The 14,101-nt window shown below is 56.6% G+C and carries 11 protein-coding genes; 1 reads left to right on the top strand and 10 read right to left on the bottom strand.

The genetic code is table 11. The features are described 5' to 3' along the window. Nucleotides 1-54: 54 nt before the first annotated feature. Entirely contained in the window at nucleotides 55-570 is a 516-nt protein-coding gene (locus JW953_09850) for a hypothetical protein (protein ID MBN1992994.1), read from the bottom strand. 199 nt (nucleotides 571-769) lie between these two features. Between JW953_09850 and JW953_09845 the strand changes: the two genes are divergently transcribed. Continuing rightward, nucleotides 770-1,627 (top strand): polysaccharide deacetylase family protein, encoded by an 858-nt coding sequence (locus JW953_09845; GenBank protein MBN1992993.1) that lies wholly within the window; start codon nucleotides 770-772, stop codon nucleotides 1,625-1,627. Here the strand turns inward: JW953_09845 and JW953_09840 are convergent, their stop codons facing one another. The 9 genes from JW953_09840 to JW953_09800 form a co-directional block, all read right to left on the bottom strand. Further along, nucleotides 1,628-2,953, bottom strand: coding sequence for a hypothetical protein (locus JW953_09840; protein ID MBN1992992.1), 1,326 nt, complete (start codon nucleotides 2,951-2,953; stop codon nucleotides 1,628-1,630). Nucleotides 2,954-2,968: 15 nt separating this feature from the next. Then, nucleotides 2,969-4,357, bottom strand: a complete 1,389-nt coding sequence (locus JW953_09835) for a bifunctional folylpolyglutamate synthase/dihydrofolate synthase (GenBank protein ID MBN1992991.1) — start codon at nucleotides 4,355-4,357, stop codon at nucleotides 2,969-2,971. Nucleotides 4,358-4,385: 28 nt separating this feature from the next. Further along, nucleotides 4,386-6,164 carry a methionine--tRNA ligase gene (metG, locus tag JW953_09830; GenBank protein MBN1992990.1) on the bottom strand — a complete coding sequence of 593 codons (1,779 nt, stop codon included), beginning with the start codon at nucleotides 6,162-6,164 and terminating at the stop codon, nucleotides 4,386-4,388. A 57-nt stretch (nucleotides 6,165-6,221) separates the two neighbouring features. Continuing rightward, nucleotides 6,222-6,821 carry a hypothetical protein gene (locus tag JW953_09825; protein ID MBN1992989.1) on the bottom strand — a complete coding sequence of 200 codons (600 nt, stop codon included), beginning with the start codon at nucleotides 6,819-6,821 and terminating at the stop codon, nucleotides 6,222-6,224. A gap of 87 nt (nucleotides 6,822-6,908) precedes the next feature. After that, on the bottom strand, nucleotides 6,909-7,331 hold the full coding sequence (locus JW953_09820) for a GNAT family N-acetyltransferase (GenBank protein MBN1992988.1): 423 nt from the start codon (nucleotides 7,329-7,331) through the stop codon (nucleotides 6,909-6,911). Nucleotides 7,332-7,412: 81 nt separating this feature from the next. Beyond that, complete coding sequence (locus JW953_09815; protein MBN1992987.1) at nucleotides 7,413-10,025, bottom strand: hypothetical protein; 2,613 nt, start codon at nucleotides 10,023-10,025, stop codon at nucleotides 7,413-7,415. Beyond that, nucleotides 10,022-12,427 (bottom strand): YfhO family protein, encoded by a 2,406-nt coding sequence (locus JW953_09810; GenBank protein MBN1992986.1) that lies wholly within the window; start codon nucleotides 12,425-12,427, stop codon nucleotides 10,022-10,024. Before JW953_09810 ends, JW953_09815 begins: the two co-directional genes overlap by 4 nt. Further along, a complete protein-coding gene (locus JW953_09805; GenBank protein MBN1992985.1) occupies nucleotides 12,424-13,197 on the bottom strand; it encodes a GNAT family N-acetyltransferase in 774 nt (257 codons plus the stop codon). Before JW953_09805 ends, JW953_09810 begins: the two co-directional genes overlap by 4 nt. A 96-nt stretch (nucleotides 13,198-13,293) precedes the next feature. Continuing rightward, complete coding sequence (locus JW953_09800; GenBank protein MBN1992984.1) at nucleotides 13,294-14,100, bottom strand: methyltransferase domain-containing protein; 807 nt, start codon at nucleotides 14,098-14,100, stop codon at nucleotides 13,294-13,296. Nucleotide 14,101 lies beyond the last annotated feature (1 nt).

Raw genomic sequence — 14,101 nt, 5'->3', positions numbered from 1 at the left:
TGTTATACTGTTTCCAGCACGACTTGCCCTTGCGTAGTGGCCTTAAAGCTTTCCTCAAAGCAGCATAGGAATTATGACCATGCCTCGACTAAATAGAGAACGCAACTCTTCTGCCGTTAAATTTTGAATACGCTCGCCTTGCCCCACCAGCGCAGCATAGAGCATTTCCCAATCCCAGATTTGTTGTTCCAGAGAACGATGTTGTTGCACCGCCGGATCAATTAATTTTTGGCGCAGGGCAAAAGCAGCCTGCAACGCCCCCTGGCCCCGGCGCAGGGTTTTCCGTACCTCGGCGCAGATATCGCCGTAATATTCGCCGCCATGCGTTTTAAAGCGATGGTAAAGGGCGCTTTGCTCCGGGCTGTCACCCTCCAGCAGGCAGTCGCAGGCATTGAGCAACTGCGAGGTCAATCGCTGTAAACGCCGGAGATGGCGTTCAAGCCTGGCCCGCTGCTGCTTCATCCCTACCTGGGTCCGCAAATAGAGATAACTGCCCACGGCCAGGGCCGTGGTGGTGCTTGAAGCCAGGATAGTGATCAGAATGATTGAGTTTAAGGAGGGTAGGTCCATAAACACACTCGCTTCACGCTATCCAGTATACCACAAGTCTGGGGGCAAAGACAACGATGGGCCGGTGGGTAAGGCCCAAGTATAGACCTGCGCAAGTTTTTTTCCCCGGGTAACAAGGCATTTTTTCACTTGCCCCCAAACTCAGTTTGGGGGCAAGTGAAATTTGGTTTTTTTAGCGCCCTATGGCATACCATAAGGTATGAATTATTTCCAAACAACAGCCCTGATTTTCCTTATCACCTTTGGCTTGAACGGCTGTCATGCAGACCTACCGCCAACATCGCTCGCCTCTCCGGCGGCCAAGCCAACCGAGAGGGAACGGGGCACGCCTATCCCGGCAACGGCTGTTGCACCGGCTGCGGTCTCGTCTCTCGCCACCTTGAGCGCCGCTGCCCCACCTGCCGCCGCCTTGCCGACTTCCCAGGCCGTAGCCATCACGCACGGCAATCGCTCCCAGGCTTATGTGGCCCTCACTTTTGACGCCTGCCAGAGTCCCGGCCCACCGGCGGGTTTTAATGAGGCCATCATCACTATCTTAAATGAAACCGGCTCCCCGGCCACTCTTTTTCTGGGCGGGCTGTGGATGCAGCGCTATCCTCACCAAACCCAAATGTTAGCGGCCAATCCATTGTTAGAGTTGGGCAATCACTCCTGGAGCCACCCCGATTTTACCCGGCTCACTCCCTCAGAAATGAGCCAAGAGATCCAACGCGCCCAACAAATCATGACACGACACACCGGCCAAAAAGCCACCCTGTTTCGTTTTCCTTTTGACACGTACACGGATGAGGCCGTGGCCGTAGTGGGCCGGCATGGGCTGCGCGTGGTCAGCGGCGATGTGGTCAGCGGCGACCCTGACCCCAACCTATCGGCCAGAGTTTTGGTACAGCAGGTAACGGCCCAGGTTGAGCCTGGCTCCATTATCATTATGCACATGAATGATCGGGGCTACCACACCGCCGAGGCCCTGCCGGCCATCATCAGCCAACTGCGGGAAAAGGGTTACACCTTTGTCACCGTATCGCAGCTTTTAGGTTTAACCCCCCTGCCTAATTGATCATTCATTTCCCCAGAATTTGTCCCACCAGCCCCTTATCTTGCTGCGCGGCGTTGCCCCTTTGATGCGCCCTGTTTGGCCGTTGATGAAAACGTTGTACTGTTTATTTTGATAGTGATAATAGGCCAGCCAAACCGGCAACAGGACCAGCTTGAACGATTCAATGGTAATTCCGGCTGAAGTGAAAGTGGGCGCTTCCGTATCGCCAAAGGGTGTTTCGGCGAGGGCGCGGGTTTCTTGTTGGGCCAGGGCGTAAGCCTGCCGGCGGGCCTGGAGGGAGGCGTCGGCGGTGGAGATTTGGTAGGTTTCGGCGGGCCAATCGGCCAGGTAGCCGGATTCGTAGGGCACCAGTTTGTTAAGCCGGTAGTGTTTGAACTCCCCGGTCATATTGGCAAAACGATGGCAGGCCGGCACCAGCACGTCGTCAAAAAAGATCGGCCGGGTAACGGTTTGGGTGATGGTTTTAACCCGGCTGTGGCGCGTGTCAACGGCTCTTTCGCGCCATTGGATCTCGCCGCCCACGTCAAAGGTCCACACGGGCGCATACAGGCCGGAGGGGGTGGCGGTTTGCGCTTCATGGGGCAAATTTTGGGCCAGCAGCCAGCGGCGCAGGGCGTTGTGCGCCTGCTCCTGGGTTAAGGTAAAGGGAATGATCCCTTCAGGGGGGATCAATTGGCGATTTTCAGGGTGTTCCAGCACGTGGGCCGAGGCGCAATAGGGGCAGCTCATAGACAGCACCGCCGGGGCCATCACAAACGAGGCCCCGCAACTCTGGCATTGAAACACCTGGGTTGTTTCGGCGCGGGTGTGGCCTTTGGCCGTAGCCAGGGCTACCACAAAATCTTGCTCATCCACGGTATCGTCACTTTTGAGCGCCGCCGCCAAGCTCATGGCGTGGTCACAATGAGGGCAGAGCAGGGTTTGGCCGTCGGGGCTGAAGCGCATCGGGCCGTTGCAATGGGGGCAGGTGAACTGCCGGGTGCGAATGCGCCGGAGTTTTTTGAGTTTTTTGGGTTGAGCCGGGTCACCTAGGCCGAGGTGGGTGGGAGCAATGACGTCGTCGGGGTCAAGCCGCCCATCCAAAATAGCCAGGCTGCGGCGGGCCTCGGCGTGGCCGGGTTCGTGGGCCAGGATGTTTTCCAGGAGGTCGCGTTTTTCCGCCGGCTCGTCGCTGATCTCCGAAAGCCACCACCAGGCTTTGATCTGCTGCTGGCGGTTGGCGTCGGTGGTCAACACCCATTCCAAATAAAAACGAGCTTCCTCTACATCTTTGGCTTTGGCGGCGGCAATACCGCGGACCAGTAAATCTTGCGCGCTTGAGGACATAACGTTTGCCCCTCCTTACGTTTTTTGCGGCTCCCACCCCTTTTTCAAATCTCCCACCACCGGGTCAATGGGGGGCAGCGGCAAGTTGTGGCGGCGGAGCCAGGCTTCGCGGGCTTGAGCCACGCAGAAAAGCGAGCCGGTCACGCACACCACGTCGCGCGAGTGGGCCGCTTCCAGGGCCGCTGCCAAAGCCCTTTCGACGGGAGCCTCGATGGTTGTTTGGTAACCCAACGACGCGGCCACGCCGGCCAATACCGACGGGGCGGCGGCGCGGGGATGGCGGGACTGGGTTATAAAAACCTGCCGGGCCAGAGGCAACAGGATTTTTAACAGGGCGGTGTATTCGTGGTCGGCGGTAGCGCCGATAATAAAGGTCACCTCCCGGCCGGGTAAATATTCGGTCAAGGCGCGGCGCAGGTTTTCGGCGGAGTCGCCGTTCATGGCGCTGTCAATGATCACATAAGGGTCGCGGCCCAGAATTTCCAGGCGACCGGGCCATTCTACCGCGCCCAACCCTTGCCGCATGGCCAGTTGGTCTACGCGCAGCCCGGCGCGTTGGCTCAAGGCCGTTACCGCGGCCATGGCCGTTACCGCGTTGGTAACCTGATGCGCGCCTAAGAGGGGCAGCCAATAAGCCTGGTCTTTGAGATAAAAGGACTGCCCCTTGAGCGTAACCCGGCCCGGCAGCCAGCGCCAGGCGGGTGCATCGCCCACCACGGTCAGGTTGGTCCCATGCTGCTCGCACACCTCCTCAATAATGGTCATTGCTTCCGGCACTTGCGGCGCGCTGACCACCATGGCCCCGGGCCGGATGATGCCTGCTTTTTCGCGGGCAATCAGGGTCAGGGTGTCGCCCAGAAGTTGCACGTGGTCGTAACTGATAGACGTAATCACGGCCGCCAGCGGGTCAATAACGTTGGTGGCGTCCAGACGCCCGCCCAGGCCCACCTCCAGCACGGCCACGTCAACGTTGGTTTCGGCAAAGGTAACAAAGGCCAGGGCGGTCACCATCTCAAATACGGTCAGGTTGGGGATGGCCTCAAAGTGAGGCCGCAGCCGGTTTACCAGGTTGGTGAGGTGGGTTTCGCTGACCATCTCTCCGCTCACCCGAATCCGCTCTCGAAAGCTGTGCAGGTGCGGGGAGATGAACAGGCCCGTGCGGTAACCGGCGGCCCGCAAAATGTTTTCGGCAATGGCCGCGGTGGAACCTTTGCCTTTGGTTCCGGCAATCAACAGAGACGGAAAGCGGCGATGAGGATTGTCCAGGCGAGCCAGCAACGTTTGCATCCGGTCCAGGTTCAACAGGTCGGAGCTGTATTTGGGCATCATTTTACGTTCAAAATTGATGTGGCCGTAAATGTAAGCCAGGGCTTTGGGGTAAGAATTGATAGCGGTGTATTTCATAGTTCGGTTAAGCGGCCCGACCGGTGGATCAGGCTTTTAACAAGCGTTGCAGTTCCGCTTCGGCCACTTCCGGCTCCAGCTTTTTGAACAAAGGCCCCGGCTGCCGCAGAGGCCGGCCCGGCGCCAGTTGGCTGGGCTGCCACTGTCCCGTGGCCTGGCTGTTGTCATAACAAAGGGCCATGTGTTCTCGCTCCTGTTCGGTGAAGGATTGGGTGTATTGGCGGCCAAAGAGCTGGCTCTCATAGCCCAAGTATTGGTGCAAAAGTTGGCCGGTGTGGGGTAAAACGGGAGCCAGCAGTATTTTAAGATTGTCAATCACCCGCAGGGCCACGTAAATTGAAGTGCCCGCGGCCATGGGGTCTTCTTTAAAAACGCTCCAGGGCGCTTTACGGTCCAGGTATACATTGGCCAAACGGGCCAGGCGCAGACTCTCGTCCAGGGCGGCCTTTAATTTTACTTCGGCCAGAAGCGTACCAACGGACTCAAAACCGGCCTCCACTTCGGCCAAAATCTGCCGGTCCAGTTCGTCCAGGCCGGCCGGGCCAACGGGCGGAACCCGGCCGTTGTAGCGTTTGTAGGCAAAGCCCAATACCCGGTTGGCCAGGTTGCCCCAGGTAGCCACCAATTCGTCGTTGTTGCGGCGCACAAAGTCTTCAAAGGTAAAGTCGGTGTCGCGGCTCTCCGGGGCAATAAAGGTCAAATAAAAACGGATGGGGTCGGGGTCAAAACGTTCCAGCAAATCCGGGGCCCAAATGGCCCAGTTGCGGCTGGTGCTCAGTTTTTGGCCTTCCATGTTCAGGTATTCATTGGAGGGCACATCGTAGGGCAGGTTGAGGCGTTGGTGGGGGTCGTTGTTGTAGAGACGGCGTCCGGTAGCCATTAACTCGGCGGGCCAGATAACGGCGTGGAAGGGGATGTTGTCTTTGCCGATGAAGTAGTAGGTTTTGGCCTGCGGGTCGTACCACCACGCTTGCCATTCTTCCGGCCGGCCCGCGTTGCGCGCCCACTCGATGCTGGCGCTAAAGTAACCAATAACGGCTTCAAACCAAACGTAAATGCGCTTACCCTCGTAGCCGGCCAGGGGAATGGGGATTCCCCACTCCAGGTCGCGGGTGATGGGGCGGCCTTTGAGGCCCTCTTTAACGTATTGGCGGCTAAAATTGATCACGTTGGGCCGCCAGTAATCCTTATCGGCCAGGTAATCTTGGATGGCCTGGTTGAGTTTGGCCAGGTCTAAGTAAAAATGTTCGGTTTCGCGCAAAACGGGCGTGCTGCCGTCGGTTTTGCTGCGGGGGTCAATCAGCTCGGTGGGATCAAGCAATTTTTTGCAGTTGTCGCACTGGTCGCCCCGCGCCCCTTCGTAACCGCAGTGGGGGCAGGCGCCTTCGATGTAACGGTCGGGCAGAAAACGGCCTTCACTTTCAGAATAAAATTGCTGCTCGGTTTGGGTGTACAGGTAGCCGTTGTTCAGGCAGGCGGTAAAAATATCTTGAGACACGCGGTAATGGTTTTGGGTATCGGTGTGGGTAAAAAGATCATAGCTGACGCCGATCTGTTGGAAGGTTTCTAAAAAGCGCAGGTGGAACCGCTCAAACAACTCGCGGGGCGATACGCCTTCGGCGTCGGCCCGCAGGGTGATGGGCGTGCCGTGCGAATCGGAGCCGGATACCATTAATACGCGGTTGCCTTTGAGGCGATGGTAACGGGCAAAAATGTCGGCGGGCAGGTAGGCCCCGGCCAGGTGGCCAATGTGCAAATTGCCGTTGGCGTAAGGCCAGGCGGTGCAAACCAAGATGTTTTCTGTCATGAAATATATCCTCTAAAAAAGCTATCAATCATTTACGGGTACTCTCTCGCTAATTGTTTACGGCACTCCTGTTGACACCGGCGAGATAAATTGAATTGGAGGCACAAGTGTTAAATTTGGAGCCACCGTCGCTGAAGGCCGATAAACAGCCGTTGGCTCAGGTGTAACATCTGTAAAACAAAGCGGATTATCCCGCGATATTTCCAACGGCACATTTAGTTCACCGATTTTTTTCTCCCCCAGCCAAATGCTATACGTCCCACTCGCCATTGCGGCAAGATAAAACTCCATGACCCCTACATCAATACAATCAGTTGTACATGGGTGAGACCTCATCCAAAAATTTTCCAGAGGGTCTATTGTAACCAACTTTGTGTTGAAATGAATTGTAAACGCTTCTTCATCTACTCGAACATCCCCAAACTGTTGAACAACCCGCGTGCAACTGCTGGAATAACATCCCTTTGGCAGATAGATAGCGTTCGTATCTGACTCAAAACAAATCCGCCCCGAATTCTCTACTATTCTCACACCGTCTTTGGGTATTGGTGTGATAATTGGGTATTCCCTATCAGTATAGGCACACGCGATTAACAACGATAATAGGAAAACAGCAGGGAGAGTTACACTCTTTGCTCTATGGGATAGATTTAACATTTTGACGCCATTACTTTTCGAGATGCGTACTATAAATAACTTACGTCCAAAACAAAATGTTACTTTTTGATTACGCTAAGTATACCACTATTGTTTGGGTAGAATCTCCAGGCTCAGACTATATTCCTTAAATCCCATGGATTTCCAAAACTGGAGGCCCGGGTTGTTAGAGCAAAGCACTTCCACCACCAGCCTTTTGTTTTTGGGCCAAACCTGGTTGAATAAAATTTGCATGGCCCGGCGACCCACGCCCCGCCGGCGCTGCGACCGCGCCACAAAAAATTGGCGCAGGTAAATTTGCGAGCCGTCGTCTCGGTAGAGGGCATAGGCGACAACGTTTTCACTTTCCAAAAAAATGACGCCCTCATAGGCGGCGGCCAGCCAGCCGCGCATCCGGTTTTCCAGTTCGGCCACGTTCATCGGGTTAGGATGGCCTTCGTCGCGGATCAGCTGGTGGTTGAGTTGGGCCAGCAGGAGGCAATCGTTGCCGGTGGCCCGGCGATATTGCATAGCCTTCCACCTCATTTAAGGTTACCGGAAAATATAACATTACCTGGCCGATAAGCCAAGTTTGAGCCACCCGCCGGGGCGCTATTTTTTGATGACTATGACCGGCTGGGGTATAAACAGCCGCCCGGCCGCATCCGCGCCGCCACCGGCCACATGGAGCGGCAAACGCTCGCCGGTGGGTTGGTGATAGAGGCCGAGCGCCAGGTGATATTGGCCGGGCGGCAACGAGGCCGGCAGGGGCAGAACGTGAGGATCAAGAATACGCTCGCCAGCAGACCAAATGGAAGTGGGATAATGGCCGTCGAGCGGCTGGGCATCGTAACCGGCCACCAGATTGAGATTGGCATCAAGCAGATGCACAAAAACGGTGTAGTCCAAACCGGACGGGGTGACTGCTTCCCATAACAAGGCGATTTTGACCGGCTCCCCGGCGGTCACGGCAAGTTGATCTGCCTGAAAGCCAGACAATTTTGCCACATCGCCAAAAATCACCTCTTGTTCCAGGGGCGGGATATTTTCGTCCGGGGGCGGCAGGGGCGCTTTCAGGGGGCCGGCAAAAAAGGTATCAGGCGAATCTCCGTGGGCGTGGGTGAGGGGCAAGCGCCGGCCTGTGGCCGGGTCAAAGAGAGAAACGGCCAGCCAGTAACGCCCCGGGGCAAGTTGTTCCGTGAGGATAACGTTGTGCCGGGCCGCAATTTCGTCGAGGCCGGGCCGCCAAAAAGTGGTGGGGTAAACCCAATCTATGGGCCGGCCGCTGCCGTCGCCCCACACCCGGCGCTGGTCGTCTACCAGGTGCAAAATAACGTCGTATTCGTTGTTGATGGGGGCCAGGGCCTGCCAGAAAAGGGTGAACGGGATGTTGCCAGCCTGGGGCGCGATGACGGGGGAGTAGCTGCCGCCGGTGAGACGAACCGGGCCAAAAACGGCCTCCAGCCGGTGGGTGGGTTGTTCCAAAAATTGGGCCGGGTCGGCGGGTAGGGCCGCCAGGCGGGCCACGATTTCGCCCGCGCCGGTTTGGATGGGCGTGGCGGCGGGATCGGCCAGGGCGGTTTTGATGAGCCGCTGGCCTGCGCCCGTGAGGGGAGGCAGCACGGTGGCCGTGTGGTTTTGCAAACGCAGCCAGGTTGGGTCTTGCGCGTTTTTTTCCGGGGCAATAACCAGGGCAGACTCTGCCGGCGATGTTTCAAGCGCCGCCCGCCGGGCAAAGGGGCCGCTGAGATAAAAGAGCAAGGGGGAATCGTTCAGGCGGGCCAGGGGCACGTAAAGGGGGGTCTCGTCACCGGCGTGGTCAAGAATCGCATCCCGGATGGCGATGGCGCCGTAATCATAAATGCCCTGGGTGGTTTGTAACCGAGTCCAATCAATGAAATAAGCCCGGAAGGTGCCCGGCAGGGTGGTCAAAATGAGAGCGAGGGGCAGCCAGCGTAAGGTGGAAAAGGTGAAACGCGCTTGCAGCCAATTGGCAGTATTGATGAGGCCAAAAGCAATCAGAACGGCGGTGGGCACAACGGCCACAATCATGCGCAACGGGTGAGGCGCTTCAATGGTGACCAGGGAGGGCGCGACCCCCACCAGCCACCACAACGCAAGCAAGCGGCAAAAAATGTGCCGCCATTGTTTTAGGGCAAAGGCCAGCCCCAACAGGAGAAAAGGGGTCAGCACAAAGGGCAAACCGGGCCAGCCGGGCAGGCCAAAAATAGGGTTGGGGCTGCCGGCGCAGCAGAAAAAGCCCAGCGCGCGTAAGGCATTGCGGCCCATCTCGGCGATGATGGCGGCAGGGGTGTCGAGAAAATTCCAGATTATCACCGAAAAGGCCCGCGCCGTAAATTGGGCCGGGTGAGTAACCAAATACCAGGCCATCGGCAGGTAAATTGCCAGGGCGCTGCCGATAAACACAAGCAGGCCAGGGCCGTATTTGCCTATCTTTTGTTTAGGCCGGTCAAAAAATTCCGGGATGAGGCTCAAAACCAGAATCAGGGGCAGGAGCCGGGCGGCAAAATAGGTATAACCCGCCAACCCCATGAGCAGGCCGGAGAGAACGAACCATCGTTTTTGCTGGCCGGCCCAACCCTTGAGAAAAAACCAAAACATCGGTACGGAAAACACCGCCACCAAAACCGCGCGGACTCCCAAGCGGCTAACGGCAATGTGCCAGTAAGAGGTCGCCAAAATCAGGCCGGCCAGAGGAGCCAAGCAAAGGCCGTTGGACCAAGATGATGAGATGGCAAGTTGGGCCGCCAAGCGCTTGTACCCAGTCCCAAAATCCAAACAACTCACCGCTTTGAGGAAGCCAAAAAGCAAGGCTATTGTTAACAGGCCGGTAGTGGCCGTGAGAGCACGAACGGCAAAGGGCGTTGTGTCAAAAAGCCAGATAAAGGGAATGAGCAGATAGACCACCAAGGCCTCGCGTCCACCGTTGGTGGGCATAAAAACCGCATGCCCCCCGCGCTGCATCAACCGAACCGCATCCAGGCCGTTGACGGACGGGTCCCAAAAGAGGCCCAGGGGATGGTCGGCCAGGCGATAGAAGCGAAAGAAAAAGGCGATGAGCAGTACGGCGGTAAAGGCCAACCAGAGGATTGGCGACCCTTTACTTCGGCTCAGGACAGGTTGGCGATTTATGATTCTTCGACTGCCCCTTCGACTGCGCTCAGGGCAAGGCTCAGCACGAGATTGCGATTGGGCAGCCATCATGCTAATTCCTTACGGCGATAGATTACCAGAAGAATGATGATAACAAAAAAGGCCATCGCGCTGACAATAGCCCCAACGAGGAAAGTTGGCGGGCGGAAGGTCAACCGGACGGTGTGTTCGCCGGCGGGAACCGGCACGGCGCGGAGCGCGTAGTTGGCGCGGAGAAGGGGCGCCGGCTGGCCGTCAATTTCGGCCTGCCAGCCGGGGTAGTGAATTTCGCTGAAGATCAGCAGAGCGGGGACGGGGGAAGTTACGGTTGCGGAAAGTGATTGAGGGGTATGAAACGTGAGGCCAGATACGGAAGACGGGTTTTGCGGCCAGGCTTTATTGTTTGAGCCGGTGATTGGCCCGACGTATTGCGCCGCTTCCGGCTCCAGCAGCGCAGTGCGCCAACGGTCAAAACGAGGGTCGGCAATTTTTTGCAGGATGGCGGCGTCGTCGTGGATTTCGGCCTGGGTCACCAACCAGGCGCGCGGGCCGACCTTGTTTAAACGATGGACGTAGGTGACGCCGCCGTCCGCCGGTTCCTGGTAAATGATGGTGGAAGGGACGAACAACTCTTGCCGCCAGGTGATAACGTATTTGACGTTGAGCAGTTCCCAGGCGCGCTCGATGGGCATGGGCGGGGCCAAAAATTCATCGTAACGGCGGGGCCGCAGCGGGCTGGCGCCCCACAGGTCTTCAATTTCAAAGGACACGCCGTAGTTGTCGTACAAGCGAAACTCATTATAAACGCGATAGGGTTGGTTGGGGGATGCGGCGGTGTCTTGTTTGATGGCGGCCACGGCGTTTGGCATTTGGGTGTGACACTGCGGCCCTTGGGGGTAGAGATTGGTTTGCCAGTTGGCCGTGAACAGGTCAAAACAGATCAGCGCGGCGGCCAGGCCGGTAAAAACAAGGGGCGGCAGGCGGGGAGAAAATTTCCACAACAGCCAGGCCAGGGCCAGCAGCAGGGTTAACAAAGTGGCTCCGCCAAGCAGGTGATAAAAAGGGCTGGCGGGCGTCCAGCCGGTATTGTTGAGGCCGTAAAAGAAGAGAAAAACAAGAAGCAGGGAAAAAAAGAGAAGGTATTGCGTAAAACGTAAAATGTATTGCGTATTACGTATTGTGGACGGCAAGACTTGTGCCGGGTAAGCTGTAATTTGTAATTTGTAATTTGCTATCTGCTCCTGCAACGTTTTCCAGCCGTAACCGGCCAACACAGAGAAACTAAAAACAACGGCAAAAGCCCACCGTTCTTGTCCCCGGAAGATGGAGAAACCAGGCGTAAAAAGGTAGAGCGGGCTATAGAGAAACGTATTCCCGCCAAACGAGATAAACAGCGACACCAAGGCCGCCGCGGCCCAAAAGGTTTTGGACCGGTTGGGTTGAACAAAAGCGCCCCAACAGGCCAAAATCAGGCCAACCACGCCTACGTACAGGGGTGAGTAAACACTCACCTGGCCGGGCAGCAGCAGTTGAACCAGATCAGCAAGCGGAAAACCGCCCGCCATTTTATCGTAAACGCCCTCGGCGCGGACGGACAGCCGGGTGTATTCAACCGCGGGGATAAATTGGACGGCGGCCAGGGCCAGGCCGGTAAGGATAAAAATGAGCCAGTGGCTGAGGATTACGGCAAAACGCAAAACGCTCCGGGTGACCCGCACCCCGGGGGGCATGGGGAGCCGGAGAAAAAAGAAATACGCCGAACTGAGGTAGGCCACAATAAGCGCGCTCTGCGGATGCCCGGCCAGCAGCGTGACGCCCCAGGCCGCGCCCGCCAAAAGAAGCCAGGGCCGGGGAGAACGGCGGGGCCGGGAGGCGGAGTCAAAGTCAAGCGTTTCCGGCTGACCGGCGGAGGCGCGGGCCACTTTGGCCGGTCCCGGCCGGCTGCCCCGGTAAAGAAAAAAGAGGATCAGCGGCAGCCAGACATCCGCTTCCAGCACGGCCAATTGCTGGCCGGGGTAACCGGTGAGATAGCCGCTAAAAGTAAAGATGAGGGCGGCCATGAGAGCGGCGGAACGGCTCTGGGTAACTTGGCGAACAAAAAGGTACATCAAGGCGGCGGCCAGCCAAAAATGGGCAATGGCTTCAATTTCCAGGGCAAAAAGGGAAAAGCCCGCCGGCGCGGACAGCAGCAGCGTGAGCAGGCTGGGCGGGTAAAAAACCGCCGCCTGCACGTCGGCCCAAAAGGGCGCGCCGGCAAAGGTGTAGGGATTCCACAGGGGCAGCCGCCCTACGCTCAGCTCGCGGGCTTCAAACGTGGTAAAGGCCCAAAACTGGGCGCTGAAGTCGCCGGGAGGGAAGGATTGGCGGTCGGCCATGTTGGGGGTGAGAATGCGCCAGTGAAAAAGCGTTACCAAAGCGGCAAAAAGGATCAGGCTGAACCAATCAAAACGAGACCAGGCTTTTAAGGGATTCATGTGTTTGCAGCCGCGTCAAAAATATATTCATTAAAATCGCAAACCGGGGTATATCCTATTTTCCGGTAAATGTGGTTTGATGTTGGATTCGATAGATCGGTAAACAAAGAACAGTACTGCCGGCCGGAGTCTAACAGCAGTTGGCTCAAGGCCGCCACACAAGCCGTGGCGTAACCTTGCCGCCTGAACTCAGGGGGCGTATAGACCAAGCTCACGGCAATGCCGTTGGAAACCGGGCGGGCTTTAGCCGCCATAGAAACAGGCCGCGCATCTTGCCAAAGATAAATCTCTTGATCGCCAATCCGTTGTTCTATCGCGGCCCGGGTTTGGGTGGGATGGCCGGGAGTGAGAGCTTCTGTTTGAAAAGCGAGCGCCCACTGCGTGATCAGGTTAGCGTCGCCGGCGCGGGCCAGCCGCATGTGGCCGGGGGTGGATGGCGGCGGCACAACGCTTTTTAACTCGTAGATGCGCTGGCGCATGCCCGCCCGATATTTTGTCCCGGCAATATTGGCCCAGCTTTGGGCAAACGTTTCGGCGATGGGAGCAGGTCCCAACACGCCGGGAAGCATTTGCTGGTCGGCCCAAAGGTTTTGTGCCAGCAGGGCAAAAGCGCGGTCACAATCGTGGCGCCTGCCGTAAATCACCAGGTTGTAGGGCGGCGTCTGCACGGCGGCCAGCACAAGTTCGGTTTCAGTAGAAATGGTGATAAAGTAGGGCCTTGTTTTAATCCAGTCGGGGTGACGGTTGAGCTGAAAACAGATGCCCAGCATCAGGCCATTGGCGGCCTCATCTTGTTCCAGAAAGGCCCGGGTTTTGAGCAGAAAATCACCGGCATGGGGATAGGTGGCAGCAATCATTTTAAGCCCTTAACCTTTAACCGCCTCAAAAAGACCGCTGGCTTTGGTGACGTGAATGGCCCCTGCTGAGACCATTTCCTGGGCGACAAAGTTGGTGAATTCGGCCAGTCTATCTTTATCCAACGTAAATCTAATCATAGACATAACATAAGCAACCAACGGCTCTACTTCGGTAATAACCAACGCATCGTCATATTTCCACAGCGTAACATCGGTAAACCACTGCGATAATATCTCAGCCCCATTTTCAAGGATGAAGGAATGGGGCTGATCTCCGTCAAAAAGTGTTTCAATTTTGGGGTCAAATTTGCGCAGCAGTTTATCCAATTCTTGCATGTGGGTCAGACCCACCGTTGAAGCGTATAAGCGCCCGCCGGGTTTCAAAACTCGATGAATTTCTGACAACGCCTGGGATATGTCTGGCACGTGATAGAACATGTGGTTGGCAATGACCGCGTCAAAACTTTGCTTATCGGCAGGGATGGATTGAGCATCAATAACGTCAAACAAAAACCGGCGACGGCTATTCTCCAGATCTTTTTGGGCTATTTGCAACATCCCCTCGGAAAAATCAGAGAGGGTAATATCCCAACCGGGAGGGATGCGGTTTAAATTTTCAACCCACAAACTGCCGGGGCCGCAGCCTAATTCAAGCACCCGACTCTGGGGGTCAAGTCTAAAATGGTCAAAAACCCACAGATGCCAGCCAGACTGATTTACACTAAACCGGGCGTGAAGCTGCATCCGGGCGTTCAGATTTGAGGCGTTCTGGTATTGGTTGGTCAAAAGATACGTTTGGTCTGATATTTTTGACATG

This window comes from Anaerolineae bacterium (genome assembly GCA_016931895.1).
Taxonomy (GTDB): Bacteria; Chloroflexota; Anaerolineae; order 4572-78; family J111; genus JAFGNV01.
Note: the sequence above shows the minus strand (reverse complement) of the source record. Positions and strands in the feature narration are given on the sequence as shown.

Excerpts from the sequence above, each read along its gene's own strand:
- JW953_09850 (MBN1992994.1), bottom strand. The coding sequence starts at position 570 with ATGGACCTACCCTCCTTAAACTCAATCATTCTGATCACTATCCTGGCT.
- JW953_09845 (MBN1992993.1), top strand. The coding sequence starts at position 770 with ATGAATTATTTCCAAACAACAGCCCTGATTTTCCTTATCACCTTTGGC.
- JW953_09840 (MBN1992992.1), bottom strand. The coding sequence starts at position 2,953 with ATGTCCTCAAGCGCGCAAGATTTACTGGTCCGCGGTATTGCCGCCGCC.
- JW953_09835 (MBN1992991.1), bottom strand. The coding sequence starts at position 4,357 with ATGAAATACACCGCTATCAATTCTTACCCCAAAGCCCTGGCTTACATT.
- metG (MBN1992990.1), bottom strand. The coding sequence starts at position 6,164 with ATGACAGAAAACATCTTGGTTTGCACCGCCTGGCCTTACGCCAACGGC.
- JW953_09825 (MBN1992989.1), bottom strand. The coding sequence starts at position 6,821 with ATGTTAAATCTATCCCATAGAGCAAAGAGTGTAACTCTCCCTGCTGTT.
- JW953_09820 (MBN1992988.1), bottom strand. The coding sequence starts at position 7,331 with ATGCAATATCGCCGGGCCACCGGCAACGATTGCCTCCTGCTGGCCCAA.
- JW953_09815 (MBN1992987.1), bottom strand. The coding sequence starts at position 10,025 with ATGATGGCTGCCCAATCGCAATCTCGTGCTGAGCCTTGCCCTGAGCGC.
- JW953_09810 (MBN1992986.1), bottom strand. The coding sequence starts at position 12,427 with ATGAATCCCTTAAAAGCCTGGTCTCGTTTTGATTGGTTCAGCCTGATC.
- JW953_09805 (MBN1992985.1), bottom strand. The coding sequence starts at position 13,197 with ATGCTGGGCATCTGTTTTCAGCTCAACCGTCACCCCGACTGGATTAAA.
- JW953_09800 (MBN1992984.1), bottom strand. The coding sequence starts at position 14,100 with ATGTCAAAAATATCAGACCAAACGTATCTTTTGACCAACCAATACCAG.